The following is a 20,070-nucleotide window of genomic DNA, read 5'->3' as shown; positions in this document are numbered from 1 at the left end:
AGTCTAGCTAATGGCACTGGCTTCTTCCAATGTAATTAAGTATGTCAAGGTTTTCAAGACCCTCTAGCTCTACAGTTATAGTCCGGTCTGTGACGTCGCAATAAAACTCCACAGCCAGCTTCAGTCCGCCCCTCCCCCTAGACACTCTGTAGACCCCCTGGTGGCCGCCTATAAAAATCGCCTCGCCCTCCCCCACCCGCCGGCCCGGCTTCGCCTTAATCTTCAAGACGTAGGCCTTGCCCCCGTCTCTCACAAAGTGCATAACTTCTCCATCTCTTACCCACTTGACGCCATTTATCTCTCTGTGTCTAAACACGTCAGAAGCCATGGGCATTATAACAATCCGCCAACTCGGCGGCGCGCTGAGAACTAAAAAGTTATACAACCCAAGGACTCGGTTCCCCACGGCGATGGCGTGCCAACTGAAGTCAGTGAGCATGGTATTCAGACATGAGGTCGAAAATCTCGTGTTCCTTCACCGCCTCCTTTCTAATTTCAGAAAACATGGGATAGGCGTAGGGTAGGAGGCGTAGTGAGTAATAGCTGGTTAGGAGGGGGACTCCCAAGAAGTCGCCGAAGAGGAGCACGCCGATTAATAGGTTAAGCTCCTTATTTAACTTCGCCGTCTCGCGATAGAGGTCAAGGAAGAGGAGGCCAAAGAGAAAATCTCTCAGCGCCCTCATTTTACCAACTCATTGATAAACTGCCTAAGTCTGTCAAGCCCCACGATGTCCTCTGGGAAGAGTCTCACGACGGCTAATATATGGGGCGAGAAAGACTGTCTGATAATTTCAAGGTTTCTCTGTTGCTCTTCGTACTTGCTTCTGAGGAAGCCGGTGGCGTCTTTAGCCGCTTCCTCCTCTGGAATAACCATATTGACCACAACCCCGCCGAAGGGGATCTCGTACGCTTTCACCATCTCTATAAATCTCTGTACCACAGAGATAGAGAGTATAGTGGGTATCGTGACGAAGACAAACCGCGTCTGAGCAGGGTCGGTCAGCACCTTCCTCACCTCCATATAGCGGTTGTATAAGTCCTTCAGCTCGGCCAACACAGGGTCCCTCTCTATCTCCTCCCTAACCTTCTCCTTGCGGAAAGATAGCTGCTCCTTAAGGGAGAGGGTCTCCATCCTCATTTTGATAGTCCTCTGAAGCCAAGCGCCGTAGAGCTTGGAGAGACCGATCAGCCTCACCGCGTTGGCCACAGCCGCCATGTCGAAAATAACCCTGTCGAACTTCGGCCCCTCCTTGAGAACCACGTCCATCATCTTGTCGAAAGAGGCCGCCTCGTGGAAGGCTGGGTTGGTGGTGGCTATGTCTATAAGCGGTTTGATGTCCACAGACAGCTCCGCCATCTTAAGCATCTCCCTAAGCAGGGTAGATATTCTTGCCTTGTACTTCTCCACAATGTCGTCGTACTGCACCTCCACAGCCCACAGATTTCTCACCCCACGCACCTCCTTAACCACGCCCCCCGAGAGGTCTTGGCCAAAGACAGAGGAAAGGGAGTGCACCGGGTTAAAAGAAGCTAATAGAACACGCTCCCCTGTCTCAGCTAGATATAGCGCAGTAGCCGCCGCAACCACAGTTTTGCCAACTCCCCCCTTGCCGCCGAAGAAGATATATTTAACCCGCTGGCTGAGGAGTTGTTTCATATATACTCCTCAAGCCCCCTCTTTGGTTGCCAAAGTTCTTCTGCCACAGCCCTTAGCGTGTCGAGGCCCTTTGGCTCCCTATTTAACATAGGGACTACGGCGACGACATACTTGCCAAATTTATCGGCGATCTCGGCCATATACCTCCGTTGCTCCTCTACCTTACGCCTTATATAGAGAGGCGCGTCTGGACTTTTGGCAAGCTCAGGCGGGTATACCTGATTAACTACAATCCCCGTCAGTTTAAGCCCAAGAGACTCAAACATCTCCAGCGCCTTCTCCGTATCTATAATAGTCATTTTCTCAGGAGTCATAACCATGAGAAACGCCGTGGTCTCAGTATTCATGACAATATCTCTAAACTTCAAAATACGCCCCCTGATATATTCAAGCTCTTTTAAAATCTCGTCTTCATACGTCAATTTCTGTCTCTTAAGCGACGCAGCCACCCGGCCGTATTCATAGGCCTGTCTCCTAAGCTCAGTAATCTTCTCCACCCACTTGCTAATGACATCTGCAATGGCGATCATCCTAATCCCGTGGCCAAAAGGAGGCATATCGAAGACATAGTAGTCGTACCTCCCCTCAGACACCACGTCTACCATGGCGTCGTAAACGGCGCTTTCGTACATCGCCGGCTCAGCCGCCGCGCTGTCGATATACTCCTCGATGTCTGGAGGAAGCTTATCAAGGCGGTACATATCGACGATCTTCTTCTTGATGGAGGCCACGTACTCGTTAATCTTCTTGTCGGCGTCGATCTCCATCACGTAGAGGTTCTCCGCCAGCTTAACCTCCCCCTTCCCAAACACGTTTTGCTCAAACACGTCGCTTAGCGACGCTTGAGGATCTGTGCTAAACACAAGCGTCTTCTTCCCAAGGCTAGACAGCTTAACCGACGTCGCCGCGCTAAGCGTAGTCTTCCCAAGCCCCCCCTTCCCCGCGTAGATAAAGACCTTAAGGCGGGGGTTCCTTTCCAGAAGACCTCTAAGCCCAATCATGTTATTAGATCCGTGAAATCCCTCTCCCTAAGCATATATCGCTTCCAGTTCTGGATATTGGGGAAGACGTACGGCACAAGCCTAAGGGAGTAGTAAGGCGGGAGGATCGGAATACCCAACATATCACCTAGCGTAATAATCATAAATAGGTTGTCGATCTGCGCCTTGATCTTCAAAATACTTGTCGATTGGCCATGGACGGTAAGCCCCTCTACCACCTCTCTGATTCTGTCTAAGAAACCCATAGGAAAAAGAAGATAGAGATATTTATTTTTGCTTCCGATATTTAGTCCAACCAGTTAAAAGATAATAAACCATAATGGCGCCTAGAACTAACAACAATGCGCCAAAAGCTGTGGAAAGTAGATTGGAGATTTGTACTACAGTTCCGCCATAGAGCTTAGCAACCGCCACTTGGATGCCGATGGGTTTATTCATAGAGGCATACAGCCCATAGACGTAGGTTTCCCAAGCCAGCGCTGCCAACGTGGTTATTGCCATAAATGTACCTGGGATAAACACATAAGCAGTCGGTCTCTTTATGCTGGCTAGAAATATCGCTATAAGGAGAAGCGCAAGAGCCGCTAATAGCTGATTTGTGCCGCCAAAGAAGATCCACAAGTTTGTCCAACTACCTACAAAAGCAAGAAAGCCCGCTAAAGCCAAAATCACGAGAGGAGATATGTACTTGTTGCCAAGCGGGCTGTCTTCAAACAGCTCGGCCATAATCAGTCTAAACACTCGGATAAACAACATCGACGTAATTAACCCCATTACCGTCACAAATATACCATATAGGATGCTCATATAAATAGGCGGTATGTTAAACAGTTTCGAGGTTAGGAGAGTTGCCCCTTGGACATAGGCAGCAGCGCCAGCAGGCGGTTGCGAGAGAACCATAATTGCCGCAATAGAGGATAGGGCCACGGCTCCTTCGGTCATCATAGCGCCGCCACCCACCGGGAGGGCGTCGGTCTCATACTCCAGCTGTTTAGAAGTTAAGCCTGAGGAAACGAGACTATGCCAACCAGAAATTGCGCCGCATGCAATAGTGACGAAGAGAATTGGCCAAATAGGCCCGCCTTGCGGGTTAACAAGCGGATCAACAAACAGATTTTTCATCGGCGTCTGCTGTATTGTTAAACCGGTTAGCGGTGTAAATAGTGCTGCTAATAGAACCAACACTAGGGCTATAATCGACGGCAAATAGCCGACATACACTGTTGGCAAGAGGAAACGCGGCATGGGAGTAACAGCCGCGATGTAATATAAAACAGAGAGTATAATGAGCCAGAACAGCACAGTGTTTGTGCCAGGCCATGTCAACTTTGGGTCAAAGCCATAGGTCTTAAAGAAGTCGGGGCTGTCGAGAAAGTTTGTGCCAGGTTGTTGTGCCGCGGGGACAAAAACCACAGTGAAGTACCCCACAAATACTATCGCCAGCGCAATCAACGTTGCTACGAGGACGTCCATCCTCATACGGAATATCAAGTAGCCGAAGACCACTCCGCCAATTAACACAAATAAGACAGCTGTAAAAGTTCCAGGCACTCTGTTAAGTACATCGATAATAACCCATTCAAACACTGCCGTAATGATAATTAAATAGAATATGATGTAAATAAGAAGGATTTTCCTTGCCCTGTCTCCCAGTAGCTTGTAAGTGATGGGGCCCATGGATCTGCCCTCGTTTCTAACCGACATCATCATTGCTGAGTAGTCTTGAACCCAGCCGATGAACATATTGCCAAATATTACCCAGATAAGCGCCGGCACCCAGCCGAAAAAGAGAACCGCGGTGAGAGGCCCAACTATGGGGCCTAGCGCGGCCACGGACTTGAACTGGTAGCCGAAGAGGACGTATTTAGACACGGGGAAGAACTCTACGCCGTCAAAGTACAGTCTCGCCGGCGTTGGCCTATTGGGGTCGGACTCCCAGATCTTTCTATCTACCCACTTTGCATAGAAGCGGTAGGTCAAAAAATAGAGCAGGAGGCCCAGGAGTATATATGGGGCTGGGGTGTTAAACATGCTTTCTAGATCATACAATTTAATATATGTTGTTTAGACAGTTGACGAAAGTCAGCCGCCGGCTGGGCTGACCTGTATTAATTTCTCCACAAAAGATAGTGCAGATTCTACAGCCTTCCTACAGTCTGTGTAGGGAAACAGTAGCTGTAGGACTCTCCCCGAGGCGGTAACCCTCCAGGCCCCCACCTCCTCTCCCGCCCTAGCCGCCGCCTCCACCACCCACCGAGGCCCGGACAGATTCACCACGTAGAAAGCTCCCACCCGCCTCCCAGACCCCCTTCTAGACGCGTCGAAAGCCCCCAGATCTACGTCGGCAGCAAGTCTCACTACTGTAAAGCCCCTCCTGCCGGCTACTAAAGACGCCGCCAAGTTAAGTGGATTGTCCCAGGGAAGTCTATTTATAAACACCTCCACCCGTCTCCCCCCACATCTTAAGTCAACATATAGAGACGAAGCGCCTCCCAGCCACCTGGCCGCCTCGCAGCCACAACGGGAGACAGCCTTCCGGTTTATCCACCTAGCCGCCGCCGACGCGCCAAGATACCACCCGGCGAAGAGGAGAACCGCCAGTAGTACGACGTCTAGCTCGGACACTTAAGGCTGGGAACCCCCCTAAATATCTATTTCTACGCCGACGCCCCCCACTCGCGCCGCCGGGTCGAGGGCCTCCGCCGAGCTCAACACCCTCCTCTCCCTAAGAGAGATGTGGCTTGCTCTCTTCTCCAGGCCCGCAGTGGCCCTATGCGCCACAGACACAGACGATAGAAAGAGAACCCAGGCCAAGCCCCAGATAAGGGTCGTCCAACGTCTGGAGAGAGATTTCGAAAAGGACCTCCTCAACCTGGCGAAAGAAGTGGCCAGGGATGTACGTGCCACCCGCGCCGGGGGAGCCCTAGCCTACGTCATAGCCACCGGCGGCTTCAAGCCAGAGTCCACCTATGCGGTGATAGCCGCATATCTCGCCGGCGCCAACGGAGTTGCATATACGAGTTCTTCATAGAGACCGTCCTCCTTCCCATGATACCCCTCGACATCGCAGACGCGATGAAGAAGTTCCACCACGGCGAGATAGACGAGGGGCTCCTCGCCAGAGCCCTAGGCCTCGACGTACACCACCTAGAGGCAATAAGGCCTACTCACCCGAGACAGAGCCCTAAACCCTCTCCTGGCCGAGCTCCTCGGCGAGACCTAACGCCAGCCGCCGGATGCCCTCCCCTCTCTCAGCGCCTCGGGAACACATCAGGCGGGCCGGCCCAGCTGCACAGCGCGGTCTACGCCGCCGCATCCCCAGCAAAGCCGCCGGCACACTATCCCGATCCGCGACGGAGACCATGTGGCCAAACCTCTCTTTCTAATTCTCGCCGCTTGTCAAGAGAAAACATCCTTAAGGCCGCTGCTTGCCCTCGTCAACACTTCCCGACGTCTTGTGGCGTTGTAATGCCGCTGGGAACCGGCGACGTATAAGCAGTGCAGTCGGATACTTTAGTAACTTAATCCTAATCTGAGGGGCGAGGTTTCAAGCCCGAATAATCGGGTCGGATTATGATGTACAAACGCATTCTAATCTAGGGACTTCACTTCTGTTGCTACACGCCGTTTGAGCTTGGGACAGATTTCTTCTTCGCGTTTATTGGGAAAGCTTCTGCGTTTTTATATACGCGAAAGGCTTAAATATGCATGTGCACATCTGCGGCGGTGGTGCTAACAAGCGGGTGCCCTGCCTTCTAGATATTTGACAAGCTTTTCTACAAGTCCCCCGTCGTATACCACGCGGGCTATCTTACCGTTTTTTAACTCGAGGCGTTTTATAAACGCCGGAGAGAGACCGCCGTGGGCTAGGAAATTTCTCGCAGTTCTCTGGTCGACTCCTCTCTCCGCCAGCCGCCTCCTCTCTTCTTCAACTTCTTTTTTCGCCTCGGCTAGGCTTTCGCTCAATATATCTACATAGCTTTTATCTTCAAGATGTTTCAAAACCTCCTCTTTGTGTCTCCAGACGGCGAGCCACAGCTCTGGCCAAACTACTGCATCTAGGCCGTACATCGTGGCTACTACCTTCTGGAGGAGGGCGACTTCTTGTGTCGCAGTTTTTAAAACTTCAGAGATGTATATCGCGCCGCGTCTCTCATATTCTCTAGCCACTGCGGCGAGATAATCCACAAGCGATGCGGCCGCCTCGCCGCTGAATATATGGCCTAGCTCTTTCCACACTTGATACATCACCACGTCTACAACAACCTCCGCCCGCTGGTGTTCATATCTAACCACGTGGTTTTCTAAAACTGGCCTAGACTCCATAAGTCTCGGAGGTTGTTCAGGCGGGCCGAAGGTGGGCTCCCATCCGTCGTATATAGCGCCGGGGAAGCCCAAGGCCGCCGCGCCATTAGACATAAGCCATATCATTCTACCAAAACGTGTACACCTCGCCCTGCCCACCGCCGTTAAATTACGGAGGGCCGACACCTCTCTAACTCTTTGTAATACCGTCTGTAGCCCAGACACGTCTAGTATTTTTAACTCTGGCGTCGTCTCCACCCGCGGGGGGCGTACAGCTGAGATACAAGTCTTCTCCTCTACGTCAGCTGGATACGGCTCAGAGTTGACTAAGACAAGTCTATTCTCCATCCCCCGGCCAATCGCGGCTGCGACAACGGCGTAAAGCGCCGAGACTATGACAAAATTTAGGCCGTGGGTTAGGTCTAGAAAGATAAACGAAGCGCCCTCGGCCCCCTCCCACACTGCTTTAAACACGTCTACAAATATGGCCTCGGGAGTCCCCTCAAATTTCCAGCCGTAGTACAGCCCCATCCCAGGGACAGATATAACTCTCACCTTAACTCCCAGCTCCTCTGCCCACTTCATATACTGCTCCACGGCGCGTCTCCTCAAATCGCCGCCCTCCCCTGGGTTAACTACAGAGTCGGAGCCGACTACTAAAAGGTCGACGTCTAAACCAGTTAGGTATTTAAGTAGAGACCCGGCGGAGGTACAGCCGACAAATCTAGCAGACCTCCCCCCAAATGCCCTCCCACCCAATTCCTCAGCTACATACCTCGCCCTCTTCCACGCAGGCGGGTACCCCCACACACTCACTACAAAAACCCTCACATCTAGAGAAACACAGTCATTAAAAACAATGCCCTCCCGCCAGATGTCGTTTCCAGGCTAGTTGAGACCGTTTTCGCAACCTAAAGTTTGTCTTCCCTTGGGCTATTTCGCGACAGAAGGTGAGAAGATGTTAGATACCCACATCTGTCGGGGCGCCTGCCTAAAACATCTTAAACATCTCACGACGGCGCCCGGGGGCAAACGGATATCGCCACATCATCTACACGTTTCTCAAACGTCCCCCTATCTTTCTCTCGGCCCCTCCCTGGGGGACTTAAGGGCCCGCCTCGGGTGTGCCGGGGCGAGGGGGCGGGTCATTCGGGGGCCGGCCGCCAGTTGTTTATATTGTAACAGTTTGGTGCCCCCGTCTGCCGCCCTGGGGGGCCATGCGTCGTTCATGAAACAGAAAACTTACGAGGCTAAGTGGGGTGGTTGCCGGTGCGGAAGAAGCGGGTTGTTTTGCCTTTTCTATCAGTTCTCAATACTTCTTCTCTGCCCAAATCACGGACACGTTGTCTCTATGTGCCCCGAAGCCGCAGGCGGGGCAACGCTTGAAGCGGCCGTTTTCCTCAACCATCTTAGCGCCGCAACGGGGGCGAACGATCGAATACAGTCGCTCCTCCAAGTACGGAATGCCACACCACCGCGCCGACACCTTCAACCTCTCTGGCCGAGGCCATCGAGGAGTGTATCAAGGCTTTGACGGAGAGATACAGAATGACCGCGCCACCTGTCCCTACGCCTAGGGACTTTCTCCTCGCCCACGCCTTCACCGACAGTCCAGCTGTCTCGGGCGCGGGGTTGTGGGGCCCTTCTCTAACGCGGGCCTCATAACACGGCCCTCGTCGGGGTTAATGGGCGGCGAGATATCTTCTGCCAGGACAATTTTCAAGTTGACCTGCCCCGTTCTTATAACACACGTCTCTATTTATCATTCTTCACCACTCTGCCATGAAAATATAGACCGCCGGGCATCCCGCCCCAGAGGGCGAGACTTATTGCGGTTACCAAGGATCACAGGTTCTGCGCCTGCTGTAAGTTCTGCCAATGCCGATAGAAGATCACATATCTCGGTAGTGTAACGACTTGTATCTCACCTCGGCACCTCTTTTCAACATGCCCAATACTCAGGATTTTCACGTCTCTTGACGTCCGACCTGCAGACTCTCAACATCTTTTATTATTACCAACAAGCCATGCGTCAAGTTCGAAACAGGCTTAAAGGTCGTAGCTCCCAGAGCTACTACAGTATTTTTGCCCCACCTTCGTCAACAAATACACGTAGAGTGTAATATAGTAACGTCCGCAGACATGTCTCCTTGAAGGGGGAGGGAATCCGCCGCTGATTTATATATAGCGTGTAAAACGGATTTTAAAGAGGTCTTGCATAAAGATCTTTTTATTTTCTTTATAGCTTAGCCTATATGTAAATTTAGCCAGCGCCGCATCGGCTAAAATAGCTCTATCATATCTACCGCGTATAACCAGGGGGCCAACAACTCTAGGCCTTAGTAAGACATATAGCGTAGTTGCTGCCGCAAGCGCCTTCTCTTCTTCTGGCTTCAATCTCGCCTCTTTGAGATGGGCTAAAGTGAGGGCGAGGCCCGGCGGCTTTGGGATATCTACGCTTAACTTTCTCCCCACGGCCTTATGTAGATGAACTACGTTGACTCTACACCCCAACTTCTTGGCTAAGTACTCTGCTGTTGTCTCGTGGTACCAGTCGCTGTGGATTAAGACATCTCCACTGGCGTATTTTAAAACTCTGGCGATCTCCCTAGCCCTCAGCTCGCTTCTAAACTTTATCCTCGACGCGTCTAGCCTGGCGTATTTAGCCGTATAGACTACGATGTTTTCAAAATCTTTCCTCAGGAGAGCCACGTTGTAATTCTTAGAGACATTGCCTAGGGCGGACTCGATATAGGCAATGTACTTCTCAGTTGGGTCGTTCACATCTAGTCTACCCATCAGCGCGGCCATCCTAATCTTCATCGCAATCGTGCCGTAGGGATCAGACGGAATTACCTGAACCCCCTACTCTCTAGTCTCCTCAAGCTATTGTAGAACTCCCTGGTATATATTGGGTCGAAATATTCAATCTCGTAGAAGAGAGAGTCTAGATCTATCTCCCCCCTTAGAAACTTTCCAACTCCCTCTACATTGGGAACCTCGGCTATCACAACGTCGTACTGTTCTGCCAACTCGACGAAATACCCCACGTACTCTGTACGCTGTGGTGTAAAAACAACTGAAATCATAACTAAAATGACTATTGTATATAAATCTATGATCGACTAGCCACATATCCCGTCGCCACATTTCTAGACTTTAGAAGTCTTGCCAAAAAGTCTTAAGAAGGCTTTGTAATGAGATATGCGTCTCATAGTTGCGTTGGCTACTGCGGCTATGGTAGCCGCCATTTTTGCCGCGCTGTGGCTATTTGTTTCACAGCAGCTCTTCGGCGAGAAGGACTTTGAGACTAACTACAGTGTACGCCCCTTGTCACTAAAGGAGCTAAGTATTTGTCTACATAGCTTTAAAAATTCACCCCGCCCTAAAGGCGAGGTTTTAACCACAAACAATCGAGTTAGTTTATGATTGCCACCTCTCGTGCTAACTATAGTAATGATCTGAACATAACTAGCGCACAGTTTGAAACTCCCTCCTTCTGTCTCTGCGTTTCGATTAACTTCACAAGCTGATCAACTGTGAGGTATTATTCAGTTTCCACTTTATGTGTTTAACCCATGGACACATATAATACGTGGGAGAAAAGCTTGTACCTCGGCGTCTGAATAACCGTAGAGACAGAATTCCGCTGTTGTGGACAAAGAGGAGGTACTGGGAGTTGTTGGAAAAAGCAAAACAACCCACTTCCCCCTCTCAGCAACCACCACACTCTTAAGCTCGTAAAACTATCTTACCTACGAACCGCTACCCCAGCCCTGGGGCCCGGCGACCAGGGGGCAAAGCCAGCCCCCAATGACCCAAGCCCCCTCGCCCGCGGCCGCCGAAAGGCGTCTCCGCGGGGGGCCCCGAGCCCTCCGGAGAGGGCCGGGCGCCACAGGGGGCTCTGGTACCCCGCCCTATTCACGTAGTCGGCTATGAATTTTTATATTTGCACATCTCTTTCTAACATGGAGTTTAAGCCGGTATATTACATGGTGTTGGAGTCTCTGGCACGTGGGGCAAAGTCGGTAGATGAGCTTGCAGATGAGCTCGGCCTAGAGCCCCACGATGTGGAGGCTGTCTTAAATACGCTAATGGTAGCTGGGTTTGTAGAAAAGGGAGAGAGAGGCCTTTTGTTAAAGAGAGTTGTATATAGCCTAACGCCACAGGGGTGGAAGACGCTGGCGGAGTGGAGACAGAGGGCTAAGGCAGAGTTAGAGAAAGCCGCCGAGCTGAGAAAAGCAGGCAGAGAGGAGGATGCAGACCAGATCCTCCAGCTCTATGAGCCCGCCATACCCCTCATGTTTGCTGCCGGCATCCTAGACACAGCCCTACTCACAGCTCTAGCGTTAGAAGAACTCGAGGCGACAGACGGCTGGGATCAAGACGTGGCTTTTTAAACCCGCTTTTTGAGCAGAACGCAGATAGGTTTACAGCTGAAAGCCCCATCAGGACGGTGGTCAAAGTCGCGCATATGGAGCTGTCTTTAATTTAGCCTATTGACAAGAGACAGCGGTTTTCGCCGCATGTCTAAGTAATGGATCCGCCGGCTTGTATACGTCGTCTTCTTTCTCCAACCACCCCTCTTCCACCAGCGTCTTTAGGAGTCTAGACAACTCTGCGTCGTACACGGGGCCTTCTTTGATCTCTAGATACCTCTTTATCTCAGACCACGTGGCCCCTTCGGCCGCCGCCTGCATTATGTAGATGTACCTCCTGCTCTGCCTCAGCTGTACGAATCTGCAGAACTCGCCCCAGGCAAGACGCGCCGCCTTCTCCAGCACCTCGGCGATGAGAGACTCTGTGAGTCTCCCCGCCCTAACTGCCTCAAGGCCTAGATAGGCCAACCAGCCGATGACGCCGTCTAGCTTATCGACGGCTGTCTCCAGCGCCTCCCTGGTGTATCTCACACCTGCCTCCTCTAGGCCTTTTGTGAGAAACTCCTTAGCTCTATCTCTGGGGAGCGGCCTCACCTGGATTGTGTATATATAGCGGCCGTACATCGGCGAGTGGGGGTCGTCCGGCCTTAGGAGACGGTGTATAAGCCCGACCTTGGAGCCGGTGAGGAGGAAGACGACGTTGGACAAGTTGTCATATGCCCAAGCGAGAACCGGCGTGAAGGAGCCGCCCTTCAGCTTATAGAGCTCCTGCGCCTCATCTATGACAAAGACGACACGGACCCCCTCTGACTCAGCCCACTTGTCCAAGGCCTTCAACAGCTCGGCAGGCGGAGGCCTACGCTTGCCAACGGCAAAGCTTATCTCCAGGCCCGCCACGGAGACGCCGGAGATCCTAGACAGCGTCTCCAAAAGCCTTCTAGACCTCGGGAGAGCGGACTTCAAAACGCCGTAGAAATCGTCCCAAGTGACATAGGTACGCCACTCGAACTCCCTCACGTCTACGTAAACCCTAGGCAGATTCCACGTCGTTGCTTTTGCAAGAGAGGTTTTCCCAACCCGCCTCACCCCCAGAAGTGCGACCACCCTCCTCTCCCTCAGCGCACTCCTCAGCTCCTCCAACTCGGCCTCTCTATCAAAAAGCTCGTCAGGCCTCTCCACAGGCCCTTCCTTAAACAACATACCTCCCTAGTAACTAGGGAGGTATAAAGTTTTAATAACCGGCCACGCCGGCGGCAGGCGCCAGTAGCCGGCTTTAGAGCTTCCATAAGAAATTCGGCATATTTTTCGGCGTCTTTTGTTTCCTATGGGAAACAAAGTAGATTTAGTTAATTTAGCAACTATGTACGTATATGTGGATGGGCTGAAATCTCTGTTGGTTATGGAGGGCGCATGGGGGCAGGCCGGAAGTTTCACAAGACAAACCCACGGCGTTGTGCCCAGCCTCTCCTCAGAGCCGGCGAAACCCGCCCTCCTCTCCCGGGACTGCGACATACGCGGCGCCCGCCGATACGTCGACTACGGTGGCTGTCTAGGGGCTTTATTGAAGTAAATCCGCTATTGACGCGTCTTGGCCCGCCGTGGTGGCGCTGAGCGGTGTCGCCGCAAGGCGGCGTTGGGAGGCTTGGCCATGACCTTCGCAGCCAGAGCCGTCGCGAGCGATGTGTTGACCCTCGCCGGCGTCATACGCCACTGATACCACCCCCAAGCCCTATCTCTGCCGGAATCGTGGCGTTGGTGGCGACGCCGTGAGAACCGCCGTAAACCCGTTTTTCACCCACCCAACCCTATTCTAAATTCTGCGCTCACCAGTTATGAAGCAGTGAAAATGAAGGCAGTAAACCACAAACATGTAACCCGCCTTAAGGGAACCCTCGCCCTTTAGGGCGGAGAGGAGGTCAGATGGTTAAGTTAAACGGCGAAATCCCGTAGCAGAAAGAGTCCTCATGGTAAACGTTAACACAAGGCCCAAGAAGCCGAGGACAGCCGGATACACTAAAAGCGGTGGCTAAAGGCCAGTCAATGCCTTAGTCTCCGCCCCGTAGGGTAGACATGGGAGGATATATGGGCGGGCCAGCTTGATTGCCTCGGCGAGCCAAGCATCTTGTTGGTTATATAGTTTTATACAGTAGCCGGCCTCTCCGGGGTCTAGCGACCAGTTTTTCACACGGCAAAAAATCGGCAGAATCGCGCCGAGTTTTACATTGTCTTCTATCCAGACGCATCTTACCGCAAAGGCGCCTAGTTGTGTAAGTGTTGCTGGAGTCTCCGAGTCCCAGTCTCCGCTCCTCCCCACGGAGATTACGCCCAGCCTCCTAAGATCGTTGTATGCCATCGCCGGCAACACGCCGAATTTTTTCAAAAGAGGTTTTTCAACCTCCTCCAGCTCCCTCTTGTGTACAACTCCCCGCGTCTTGGCTAGATATCTCAACAACACGCCATAGACAGCAAATCCGTCAGCGCCGGCCTTATCTAAGACTTGGAGCTTGTCGCCACTGTAGTGTGGCATTAATCTAGTTAAAAATCTGAGTATAAACACATTATTCACTATATTAAAAACCGACTGAAGCGCCTGACGTCTCCCGGATTTTTACGAGCTGTAGTATTTTAAAATTCCCTGTACTGCCATTTGGAAGAGGTGGTAATGCGCCTTTAGTTTTTTTAACTCTGGGTAGACGCGGCGGAGGTCTTGATCTCTCTCAGCTAGGATAGACTCTAGCTCTGCAGGCGTGAGTTTTTCTCTGGCGGCTTCTTCCGCAGATCTACTCCATGTCTCTAGTTGAGATAGATGTCTATTTAAGAGGTCGACGGCGTTGTCTAAAAGATCGTGGTGGGTATATGCGACGTATCTAGGCCTTTTTGAAATCAGCTTCTTGACACTTTCTATATACATGTCGAGTCTAAGCGGCTCCATTGTAGTTGGGATAATGTAGTCAAGCGACTTTACGTATATGCCGGCGGCATCTCCCACCACAAGTATATCCCACGGCTTTATGATAAAAGACTGGTGGTGGCTCGCATGTCCAGGGGTGTGGACAACCTCAACCTCTATGTCGCCTATGTTTACAACCTCACCGTCTTCTGTATTTTTGGCGTTTCTACTAGGCACTTCGAGAGGCCTTCCATACAACTCGCCGAGCCATCCCATGGCCTCTCTCGCAGGCACCCATATTATATCTGGGTTGGGAAGCACCTTAGCACCTCTAGGGTGTACGTAGAATAAGGCCTCTGGATTTAACTCAGCCAAGGCCCCCGAGCCTCCGTAGTGGTCTATATGTACATGTGTAAGAAATATATGTGAAGGAGGTTTTCCAAGAGTTTTAACAGCAGTTACTAGATCTGCTTTTGAACACGCAGGCCCTCCCTCAAAAACGGCGAGATTTCTCCCGGCGTCTACCACATATACAGACACGAGATTGGAAAACCCCCCGGGCTCTAGATCTATCTTATAAACGCCCTCTAGAACTCTAGCTATTTTCATACTAAGACTTTAATAAGCACTTATAACAGTTACCTTCTCTAGTAAGTGACAAAATATTAAAGCTTGTCAAGAAGCTGGTTGTGTTCGCCTAACGCAGGCGCGGGCCCCCCGGCTGGAGCTATGGAGCGAATTATCTCGCCTAGGTCTACCCCGTGGCAAACCTCTTGTATAGTTCTAACTGGCGAAAGCGGTATATCGAGTTCGGCCGCTTTTTTCAACAGCTCTATACAGTTAACTTTAGCAAGCTCTCTCTGCACCTCTTCTACAGCCTCTCTATCATACATTCTACTTTCCAAATCTTCTCTACCAATTATTGAGACAAAACGCCGCCAGAACTTTTCCTCCACTGCGCCAAGCGCCACAGATCCGCCGGCGCATTTATACACATTGTAAAACGGATAGCCCCCAGTGAGGTGTAGATCGCCTATATGTTTCAACTGTGCAAAGTTGAGCAGATTGAGCATATATGCCGTAGTCTCCATAGGCACTTCAAAATATCCAGCTCGGCCAGTCGCCACCGCAACAGCCGCTACAAACGCCGCCGCCAAGCCCGTGGCGACGTCTACACACTGGGGCACTGGCGGCCTATCGCCTAAGTGGCCTGCAACGGCGGCGAAATTTATGTCATGCCCAGGCGCGTCTGAATTTTGATATCCAGAGACTGCGACGTATATAATATTGGGGTTAATCGATTTTAACACGTCGTATGAAATGCCGAGTCTCTCCGCGGCAGCACGGCGAAAACTAGTCAACACTATATCTGCCTTTTCGATAAGTCTATAGAGACGGGCTCTATCCTCCCCCCTCTTCAAGTCCAATACCACGCTGTATTTACCAGCGTTAAGTATCTGGAAAAGTGGAGGTATATAGACTCTCAAGGGGTCTCCCCCAGGGGGCTCCACTTTAAAAACCTCAAACCCCCACCCCACGAGCAGTCTGCCGGCAAGCGGCGCTGGGTATAATACGGCAAGCTCCACTACTCTATACTTCGCCATACGTCAACTAGCTCCTGGGGACATCTAGTAGATTTCAACCTTCCCCCCTCGTTTTCTACACACACAGCTACAATATGGCCTGTAGCAGACAACGCGCCGGTCGTCTCGTTGTAAATCTCAAAGCCGTATTTAACTGCCTTCTCCCTAATCTCCAACGGCTTTAAGACAACCCTCGCCACATCGCCTCTTCTTAACGGCGATTTAAATACGGCGTAGGCCTCCACACGCGGCATACGACTGTGTATTTCCAAAACGCCCCTGGCCCTATAGAACTCCTCCTCGGCATGTTCAACTAGGCTAAAGAACTCTGAAAAATGGACTATTCCAGCCGCGTCAGTTTGAGACCAATAGATGTAAAATCGCACCTCAAACGGCATAATTAATGTTTACCAGATGTTTTTATCTTTCTACATAGCAAAAACAGGCGCCCTAAAGCTCTGCGCTACCTCTGCCTTTTCAACCTGAGCCGGCGACGTGTTTTACGCTTTAAATCCCCGCAATCTTCTCCAAAACATTTATAATGTCTAGGCCGATGTCCCTAATGCCAAAGGTTGTCAAGCGTTCAGGCGCCGAGGAGGAGTATATAGAGGACAAGGTATATAACTCTTTATTAAAAGCAGGCGCCACAGACGAAGTTACAAGAGAAATTGTTAGAGAACTCGGCGAATGGGTGAAGAAAAGGGGGAGGGTCTCCAGCGACGAAATCAGGAGGTTTGTCCTAACTCGTTTAAGAAAGCTAGAACCCGAAGCCGCCGACGCGTGGGAGTTTTACGACAGAGTTTTCAAAGGCAGAGTCACATTTGACAACGGCAAGGTGGTAGTGGTGGAAAAAGGCCGCCTATACCTAGGTAGAAAGATTAAAGACGTGGGAAGCAAGGGGCTTAGCAACGCAGAAGAGGTGAGAGGAATCTTAGACGAGCTTAGAGAAGATATGGAGTATGGGCTATCTCCCAAGGTGATAAACGCGAAGCTTTACGCTCTGTTTATGGGCGTCCTCCATAAGAAAGATATGCCAAAGGAGGAAAAAGAGAAGGCTATAGAGCTCATAAATGAGTTTAGGAAACAACTTGGCTGGAAGCCCTACGAGTTGAAGAAGCCCCTGTAGCAGGTTACGCTTAATTACCCTCATTTCCATATCTCTGGACTTAACACCAGCTTTTTCATGCGCCCTATGTGCTGTCTTATGGCATCTACTCTCCAACACCCAGGGTATCTGCACTATATGTCCCAGCTTTCGCAACCTAACTATTCAGTGCCAGGGGACTCATCGTTTATAAGTGTGGCGTCCTACAGCTTTATAGATGTTACTACAGGCTTGTTTCCTGAAGACCCCTTGGAGAGTGTCGGAGAATACACCTTTGGATTACATACCACATGTTCATGTAGTACATCTTCAATGCGGCAGACGAGGGCTTTAAGAAGTTAAGACTCCAGTTGGCGTAAGTAGCTGAATACTGTCTTGACGAGTCTCTTTATGTCGTCAACCACTAGGTCGATGTGTAGATATCTGCCGAACCCGGATTTGTCTAGTCCGTTGTATTGAAATTTGGAGGTTGATGGACACGTTTGTAAGGTCGTAGAGCTTTATCCCGGTGGTGTGTGCCTTCGCCACGGCGGGTATAGACGCCGCTATGAAGTCGGCCGTCTCTAGTGGCTCTCACGCCGTGGAGCCGCTCTGCCAGTCTCTCCCGGCGGCATGCCGCCAGAAGCGCCTTCCACGTCTAGAAGGCCTTACCGGTGGCGTCTCTATAGAGACCCTCCTTTAGAAACTCCAAGGCCAGCTCAGCCTCGTACCTAGCTCGAGAAGACGCCCCTCCTGTACCCCCTCCGCGCTCTACCAGAGCCTGGTCACATATTTATTTTGTCAATTTTTTTAAAAAAGGCTGGCGACATATCCTAAGTATAGACAGTAGTATAGCAAATACCGAAATAGAGGCGTATATGGCGATAGAGGTTCTAACGGCGTCTAACCCTCCCATGTTAGATAAAATGCTGGCGGCCAAGGCCGCGCTAAGCGACTGTCCTGTCAGTCTTGCAGTTGCCACAACAGCCGAAGCCAACCCCCTGTCTCTTGCGTCTACTGAAGACATTATGATGTTTGTGTTAGGCGGCACGAAGAGGGCTAGCCCGAGGCCGAGCAACGCTAGCTCTAATCCCAATGTGTGGAGCGGCGTCGAGAAATCTAGCGTTGACATCATGGCAAGAGCTGTGGCGACTAAGCCGAGACCTGCGGCAGAGATAAAGCTTGGCTCAACGCGGTCGGAAAGCCAGCCCGATACGGGAGAGAAAGCCGCCATTAAGACCGGTTGAGACATCAAGAGGAGGCCGGCAATAGAAGTGGGGAGGCTCCTTAAGTGTAGATAGTAGCTGAGTACGAAAACCACGGCGTAGGTAGCTGCGTAGTTTAAGAAAGCCGCCGCTACGGCCGCCGAGAATTTCAGATTTTTAAACATGTCTAGGCTTACCAAGGGGGCCGGCACCTTGGATTCATATATGCCAAAAGCTATAAGTAAGATGAGTCCCATGGCAATTAAATATGGGGAGGTCGCGCCGAGTAGAAGTGAGAAAAGCGACGTTGAGAACAAAAGTGCGCCGGCTAAATCGTACCGCCCCGCCGCCTTATCTCTAGCTATACCACGTGCCATGATAAAAGAGACAATAGCCACAAACGTGGCTATGGCGAAGATAAAACGCCAGCTGTAGGAGGCTAAAAAACCGCCTACGGGAGACCCCGCAGTCAGTCCGATATATACAGCGAGTGTGTTTATCCCAATCGCCCTCCCCCGCTCTCCCGGTGGAAATAGGGAAGTCAATATGGCGTTGTTGCTACCAAACACAGCCGCTGCGCCAATGCCGACGAGGACAAACACAGGTATCAAAAGCGGATAGCTCAGCGGCTGTGTTAAAAAAGCCGTAGCTACCGTCAATAGAGCCAAGCCGGCTTTATACACAAGCGTTCTCCCTATTACATCTGCTAGGCGGCCCAAGGGTATTACGGCGGTGGCTGTAGATAAAGTAAGCACCAGTTGGAGAAACGCTATTTTGTCTATAGAAACGCCTAAGTCAGACGCCATAAGAGGCGCCACTGTATTTATTGCATTGCTTAGAAAAGGCATGACAAAGGAGCTCAAAGCTATAGAGACGAGGGCTGCCGCCTTTCCCATGGCCAAAAACCTACGTGATAAATATAACCTTTTCCAACCTATACTTACCAAGGCCGATAGCTCTTGAAATCCCGACGCCAGTTAACTCGCCGAGCTTCAACAGAGATAGCCACATCCCCACATCGCCATATATAGCCAGACGGGCTCTGCCATAGAACACAGGTACCTTCCTCGCCTCACCGATGTTAAGCCACCCAGTCTTGATGCGCATGCCGACGAGCTCAAGCGCCGTGGGGGCCCGATCCGCCAACTCCTTTAGGCTGACGCCATAGAGTTGGTAGTAGGTTTTGGCCAGGCTGTAGGCAAGTCTCTGGGGAGAGGGGTAAAGGACGTCTCTCCCGTGGAACATGAAGGTGGTGGGGTAAAACACCAGCTCAACCACCGCCATGCCATGTCTCTCCTCCAGCTTCCCGTCGGCAGGGACTATGTCGACGCCCGAGACCTCAAGCACACAGCCCACCTCCACCCTCGGCTCGGCAGCTAGAGAGTCCAAGAGGAGTCGGGCGTCGTGTTCTGAAAGCAGAGCTCTGAGCTCAAAGGCGGCCCCCGGCTCGAAGGCCTTCTGCGACCCGTCCAGCCCCGAGAGGACGGGCGCGCCGCTGTGATACAGAGGGTGGGCGAAGACCCTCCCCTTAGGCTCTGCCACCCTCCGCAGAGCTGTGAGAAAAAAGTTATACACCAGAGACCCCGACCAACCCGTGAGAAGACATGGGGTTGCCCCCCTCGCCCTCACCGAAACTACTACAACCACAGAAACTGTCTAGTCAATATTTAAAACAATCTAGCGGTGTGTCTCTATGCGTATTCAGTCTTGCAAGGCTAAATGACGAGCTAGATGACGCGCCTAGAGAGACCAGGGAAGTGCTGTATAGAGGGGGCGTGGCGGTATTGGACGAGTTACAGAGACTCTCCCAGATCTACTGATCTTTCCTCCTAGGCCGGCTACGGAACCTTGGTGCCAACAACCTCGTAGAGAAAGTCTTCGGGAAACGGCCCCCTTCTGGGCCGCTCGGCGCTGTCCCTCTATAAAGATCCGCGGCTCTCTTTGTAGATAGCTATGAGGAACGGAA

Annotated in this window: 25 protein-coding genes and 1 pseudogene; 8 read left to right on the top strand and 18 right to left on the bottom strand. The window is 51.5% G+C overall.

What is annotated here, in order from left to right; translation table 11 throughout:
* Positions 1 to 7: 7 nt before the first annotated feature.
* From ACZ49R_RS08945 to ACZ49R_RS08915, 7 genes are read right to left on the bottom strand one after another with little or no spacing between them, the layout of a single operon-like run.
* Entirely contained in the window at positions 8 to 439 is a 432-nt protein-coding gene (locus ACZ49R_RS08945; protein ID WP_464732797.1) for a hypothetical protein, read from the bottom strand.
* Entirely contained in the window at positions 429 to 683 is a 255-nt protein-coding gene (locus tag ACZ49R_RS08940; protein WP_464732796.1) for a DUF7990 family protein, read from the bottom strand. Before ACZ49R_RS08940 ends, ACZ49R_RS08945 begins: the two co-directional genes overlap by 11 nt.
* Positions 680 to 1,657 carry an ArsA family ATPase gene (locus ACZ49R_RS08935; protein WP_464732795.1) on the bottom strand — a complete coding sequence of 326 codons (978 nt, stop codon included), beginning with the start codon at positions 1,655 to 1,657 and terminating at the stop codon, positions 680 to 682. The genes ACZ49R_RS08940 and ACZ49R_RS08935 overlap by 4 nt, the downstream gene beginning before the upstream one ends.
* The gene (locus tag ACZ49R_RS08930; RefSeq protein ID WP_464732794.1) at positions 1,654 to 2,658 is read right to left on the bottom strand and encodes an ArsA family ATPase; all 1,005 of its coding nucleotides are present in this window, start codon (positions 2,656 to 2,658) and stop codon (positions 1,654 to 1,656) included. Before ACZ49R_RS08930 ends, ACZ49R_RS08935 begins: the two co-directional genes overlap by 4 nt.
* Positions 2,655 to 2,903 carry a DUF7990 family protein gene (locus ACZ49R_RS08925; RefSeq protein ID WP_464732793.1) on the bottom strand — a complete coding sequence of 83 codons (249 nt, stop codon included), beginning with the start codon at positions 2,901 to 2,903 and terminating at the stop codon, positions 2,655 to 2,657. The genes ACZ49R_RS08930 and ACZ49R_RS08925 overlap by 4 nt, the downstream gene beginning before the upstream one ends.
* 22 nt (positions 2,904 to 2,925) lie before the next feature.
* On the bottom strand, positions 2,926 to 4,689 hold the full coding sequence (locus tag ACZ49R_RS08920; protein WP_464732792.1) for a carbon starvation CstA family protein: 1,764 nt from the start codon (positions 4,687 to 4,689) through the stop codon (positions 2,926 to 2,928).
* A 51-nt stretch (positions 4,690 to 4,740) separates the two neighbouring features.
* Positions 4,741 to 5,283, bottom strand: coding sequence for a hypothetical protein (locus ACZ49R_RS08915; protein ID WP_464732791.1), 543 nt, complete (start codon positions 5,281 to 5,283; stop codon positions 4,741 to 4,743).
* A 109-nt stretch (positions 5,284 to 5,392) separates the two neighbouring features.
* On the opposite strand from ACZ49R_RS08915, the gene ACZ49R_RS08910 reads away from it, so the two are divergent.
* Both ACZ49R_RS08910 and ACZ49R_RS08905 read left to right on the top strand, forming a co-directional pair.
* Complete coding sequence (locus tag ACZ49R_RS08910; protein WP_464732790.1) at positions 5,393 to 5,689, top strand: putative CRISPR-associated protein; 297 nt, start codon at positions 5,393 to 5,395, stop codon at positions 5,687 to 5,689.
* A gap of 17 nt (positions 5,690 to 5,706) precedes the next feature.
* Positions 5,707 to 6,153 (top strand): hypothetical protein, encoded by a 447-nt coding sequence (locus tag ACZ49R_RS08905; RefSeq protein WP_464732789.1) that lies wholly within the window; start codon positions 5,707 to 5,709, stop codon positions 6,151 to 6,153.
* 237 nt (positions 6,154 to 6,390) lie between these two features.
* On the opposite strand, the gene ACZ49R_RS08900 is transcribed toward ACZ49R_RS08905, so the two are convergent.
* From ACZ49R_RS08900 to ACZ49R_RS08885, 4 genes and pseudogenes are all read right to left on the bottom strand, one after another.
* Positions 6,391 to 7,794, bottom strand: coding sequence for a CRISPR-associated protein (locus ACZ49R_RS08900; protein WP_464732788.1), 1,404 nt, complete (start codon positions 7,792 to 7,794; stop codon positions 6,391 to 6,393).
* A gap of 481 nt (positions 7,795 to 8,275) precedes the next feature.
* Positions 8,276 to 8,458 (bottom strand): annotated as a pseudogene (locus ACZ49R_RS08895) (zinc ribbon domain-containing protein); the annotation flags it as partial.
* A gap of 683 nt (positions 8,459 to 9,141) precedes the next feature.
* Complete coding sequence (locus ACZ49R_RS08890; protein WP_464732787.1) at positions 9,142 to 9,786, bottom strand: hypothetical protein; 645 nt, start codon at positions 9,784 to 9,786, stop codon at positions 9,142 to 9,144.
* 29 nt (positions 9,787 to 9,815) lie between these two features.
* Positions 9,816 to 10,052 carry a hypothetical protein gene (locus ACZ49R_RS08885; protein ID WP_464732786.1) on the bottom strand — a complete coding sequence of 79 codons (237 nt, stop codon included), beginning with the start codon at positions 10,050 to 10,052 and terminating at the stop codon, positions 9,816 to 9,818.
* A gap of 506 nt (positions 10,053 to 10,558) precedes the next feature.
* On the opposite strand from ACZ49R_RS08885, the gene ACZ49R_RS08880 reads away from it, so the two are divergent.
* Together ACZ49R_RS08880 and ACZ49R_RS08875 are read left to right on the top strand one after the other, a co-directional pair.
* Positions 10,559 to 10,699, top strand: coding sequence for a hypothetical protein (locus ACZ49R_RS08880; RefSeq protein WP_464732785.1), 141 nt, complete (start codon positions 10,559 to 10,561; stop codon positions 10,697 to 10,699).
* 232 nt (positions 10,700 to 10,931) lie between these two features.
* Positions 10,932 to 11,363 carry an ArsR/SmtB family transcription factor gene (locus tag ACZ49R_RS08875; protein ID WP_464732784.1) on the top strand — a complete coding sequence of 144 codons (432 nt, stop codon included), beginning with the start codon at positions 10,932 to 10,934 and terminating at the stop codon, positions 11,361 to 11,363.
* Between the two features lie 96 nt (positions 11,364 to 11,459).
* Here ACZ49R_RS08875 and ACZ49R_RS08870 read toward each other — a convergent pair whose 3' ends face one another.
* On the bottom strand, positions 11,460 to 12,542 hold the full coding sequence (locus ACZ49R_RS08870) for an AAA family ATPase (protein ID WP_464732783.1): 1,083 nt from the start codon (positions 12,540 to 12,542) through the stop codon (positions 11,460 to 11,462).
* 124 nt (positions 12,543 to 12,666) lie between these two features.
* On the opposite strand from ACZ49R_RS08870, the gene ACZ49R_RS08865 reads away from it, so the two are divergent.
* Entirely contained in the window at positions 12,667 to 12,912 is a 246-nt protein-coding gene (locus ACZ49R_RS08865; RefSeq protein WP_464732782.1) for a hypothetical protein, read from the top strand.
* 456 nt (positions 12,913 to 13,368) lie between these two features.
* Here ACZ49R_RS08865 and ACZ49R_RS08860 read toward each other — a convergent pair whose 3' ends face one another.
* From ACZ49R_RS08860 to ACZ49R_RS08845, 4 genes are all read right to left on the bottom strand, one after another.
* Positions 13,369 to 13,869 carry a hypothetical protein gene (locus tag ACZ49R_RS08860; RefSeq protein ID WP_464732781.1) on the bottom strand — a complete coding sequence of 167 codons (501 nt, stop codon included), beginning with the start codon at positions 13,867 to 13,869 and terminating at the stop codon, positions 13,369 to 13,371.
* Positions 13,870 to 13,950: 81 nt separating this feature from the next.
* On the bottom strand, positions 13,951 to 14,841 hold the full coding sequence (locus ACZ49R_RS08855) for an MBL fold metallo-hydrolase (RefSeq protein WP_464732780.1): 891 nt from the start codon (positions 14,839 to 14,841) through the stop codon (positions 13,951 to 13,953).
* A gap of 56 nt (positions 14,842 to 14,897) precedes the next feature.
* Complete coding sequence (locus ACZ49R_RS08850) at positions 14,898 to 15,836, bottom strand: CoA transferase (RefSeq protein WP_464732779.1); 939 nt, start codon at positions 15,834 to 15,836, stop codon at positions 14,898 to 14,900.
* Positions 15,818 to 16,213 (bottom strand): acyl-CoA thioesterase, encoded by a 396-nt coding sequence (locus tag ACZ49R_RS08845; RefSeq protein WP_011761914.1) that lies wholly within the window; start codon positions 16,211 to 16,213, stop codon positions 15,818 to 15,820. Before ACZ49R_RS08845 ends, ACZ49R_RS08850 begins: the two co-directional genes overlap by 19 nt.
* 164 nt (positions 16,214 to 16,377) lie before the next feature.
* On the opposite strand from ACZ49R_RS08845, the gene ACZ49R_RS08840 reads away from it, so the two are divergent.
* Positions 16,378 to 16,941 (top strand): ATP cone domain-containing protein, encoded by a 564-nt coding sequence (locus tag ACZ49R_RS08840; RefSeq protein ID WP_464732778.1) that lies wholly within the window; start codon positions 16,378 to 16,380, stop codon positions 16,939 to 16,941.
* Positions 16,942 to 17,019: 78 nt separating this feature from the next.
* Positions 17,020 to 17,262 carry a hypothetical protein gene (locus ACZ49R_RS08835; RefSeq protein WP_464732777.1) on the top strand — a complete coding sequence of 81 codons (243 nt, stop codon included), beginning with the start codon at positions 17,020 to 17,022 and terminating at the stop codon, positions 17,260 to 17,262.
* A gap of 430 nt (positions 17,263 to 17,692) precedes the next feature.
* On the opposite strand, the gene ACZ49R_RS08830 is transcribed toward ACZ49R_RS08835, so the two are convergent.
* Positions 17,693 to 19,000 carry an MFS transporter gene (locus ACZ49R_RS08830; protein WP_464732776.1) on the bottom strand — a complete coding sequence of 436 codons (1,308 nt, stop codon included), beginning with the start codon at positions 18,998 to 19,000 and terminating at the stop codon, positions 17,693 to 17,695.
* A gap of 10 nt (positions 19,001 to 19,010) precedes the next feature.
* Positions 19,011 to 19,751 carry a CRISPR system precrRNA processing endoribonuclease RAMP protein Cas6 gene (cas6, locus tag ACZ49R_RS08825; RefSeq protein WP_464732775.1) on the bottom strand — a complete coding sequence of 247 codons (741 nt, stop codon included), beginning with the start codon at positions 19,749 to 19,751 and terminating at the stop codon, positions 19,011 to 19,013.
* Positions 19,752 to 19,789: 38 nt separating this feature from the next.
* Here cas6 and ACZ49R_RS08820 point away from each other — a divergent pair, with 38 nt between their 5' ends.
* Positions 19,790 to 19,924, top strand: a complete 135-nt coding sequence (locus tag ACZ49R_RS08820) for a hypothetical protein (RefSeq protein ID WP_464732774.1) — start codon at positions 19,790 to 19,792, stop codon at positions 19,922 to 19,924.
* The last annotated feature ends 146 nt before the right edge of the window (positions 19,925 to 20,070 follow it).

The organism is Pyrobaculum organotrophum, from assembly GCF_055384425.1.
This window is presented reverse-complemented; position numbering and strand designations above follow the sequence as displayed.

What these genes read in the sequence shown, in the direction of transcription:
- ACZ49R_RS08945 (WP_464732797.1), bottom strand. Translation starts at nt 439, where the DNA reads ATGCTCACTGACTTCAGTTGGCACGCCATCGCCGTGGGGAACCGAGTC.
- ACZ49R_RS08940 (WP_464732796.1), bottom strand. Translation starts at nt 683, where the DNA reads ATGAGGGCGCTGAGAGATTTTCTCTTTGGCCTCCTCTTCCTTGACCTC.
- ACZ49R_RS08935 (WP_464732795.1), bottom strand. Translation starts at nt 1,657, where the DNA reads ATGAAACAACTCCTCAGCCAGCGGGTTAAATATATCTTCTTCGGCGGC.
- ACZ49R_RS08930 (WP_464732794.1), bottom strand. Translation starts at nt 2,658, where the DNA reads ATGATTGGGCTTAGAGGTCTTCTGGAAAGGAACCCCCGCCTTAAGGTC.
- ACZ49R_RS08925 (WP_464732793.1), bottom strand. Translation starts at nt 2,903, where the DNA reads ATGGGTTTCTTAGACAGAATCAGAGAGGTGGTAGAGGGGCTTACCGTC.
- ACZ49R_RS08920 (WP_464732792.1), bottom strand. Translation starts at nt 4,689, where the DNA reads ATGTTTAACACCCCAGCCCCATATATACTCCTGGGCCTCCTGCTCTAT.
- ACZ49R_RS08910 (WP_464732790.1), top strand. Translation starts at nt 5,393, where the DNA reads ATGTGGCTTGCTCTCTTCTCCAGGCCCGCAGTGGCCCTATGCGCCACA.
- ACZ49R_RS08905 (WP_464732789.1), top strand. Translation starts at nt 5,707, where the DNA reads ATGATACCCCTCGACATCGCAGACGCGATGAAGAAGTTCCACCACGGC.
- ACZ49R_RS08890 (WP_464732787.1), bottom strand. Translation starts at nt 9,786, where the DNA reads ATGAAGATTAGGATGGCCGCGCTGATGGGTAGACTAGATGTGAACGAC.
- ACZ49R_RS08885 (WP_464732786.1), bottom strand. Translation starts at nt 10,052, where the DNA reads ATGATTTCAGTTGTTTTTACACCACAGCGTACAGAGTACGTGGGGTAT.
- ACZ49R_RS08875 (WP_464732784.1), top strand. Translation starts at nt 10,932, where the DNA reads ATGGAGTTTAAGCCGGTATATTACATGGTGTTGGAGTCTCTGGCACGT.
- ACZ49R_RS08870 (WP_464732783.1), bottom strand. Translation starts at nt 12,542, where the DNA reads ATGTTGTTTAAGGAAGGGCCTGTGGAGAGGCCTGACGAGCTTTTTGAT.
- ACZ49R_RS08865 (WP_464732782.1), top strand. Translation starts at nt 12,667, where the DNA reads ATGGGAAACAAAGTAGATTTAGTTAATTTAGCAACTATGTACGTATAT.
- ACZ49R_RS08860 (WP_464732781.1), bottom strand. Translation starts at nt 13,869, where the DNA reads ATGCCACACTACAGTGGCGACAAGCTCCAAGTCTTAGATAAGGCCGGC.
- ACZ49R_RS08855 (WP_464732780.1), bottom strand. Translation starts at nt 14,841, where the DNA reads ATGAAAATAGCTAGAGTTCTAGAGGGCGTTTATAAGATAGATCTAGAG.
- ACZ49R_RS08850 (WP_464732779.1), bottom strand. Translation starts at nt 15,836, where the DNA reads ATGGCGAAGTATAGAGTAGTGGAGCTTGCCGTATTATACCCAGCGCCG.
- ACZ49R_RS08845 (WP_011761914.1), bottom strand. Translation starts at nt 16,213, where the DNA reads ATGCCGTTTGAGGTGCGATTTTACATCTATTGGTCTCAAACTGACGCG.
- ACZ49R_RS08840 (WP_464732778.1), top strand. Translation starts at nt 16,378, where the DNA reads ATGCCAAAGGTTGTCAAGCGTTCAGGCGCCGAGGAGGAGTATATAGAG.
- ACZ49R_RS08835 (WP_464732777.1), top strand. Translation starts at nt 17,020, where the DNA reads ATGGCATCTACTCTCCAACACCCAGGGTATCTGCACTATATGTCCCAG.
- ACZ49R_RS08830 (WP_464732776.1), bottom strand. Translation starts at nt 19,000, where the DNA reads ATGGGAAAGGCGGCAGCCCTCGTCTCTATAGCTTTGAGCTCCTTTGTC.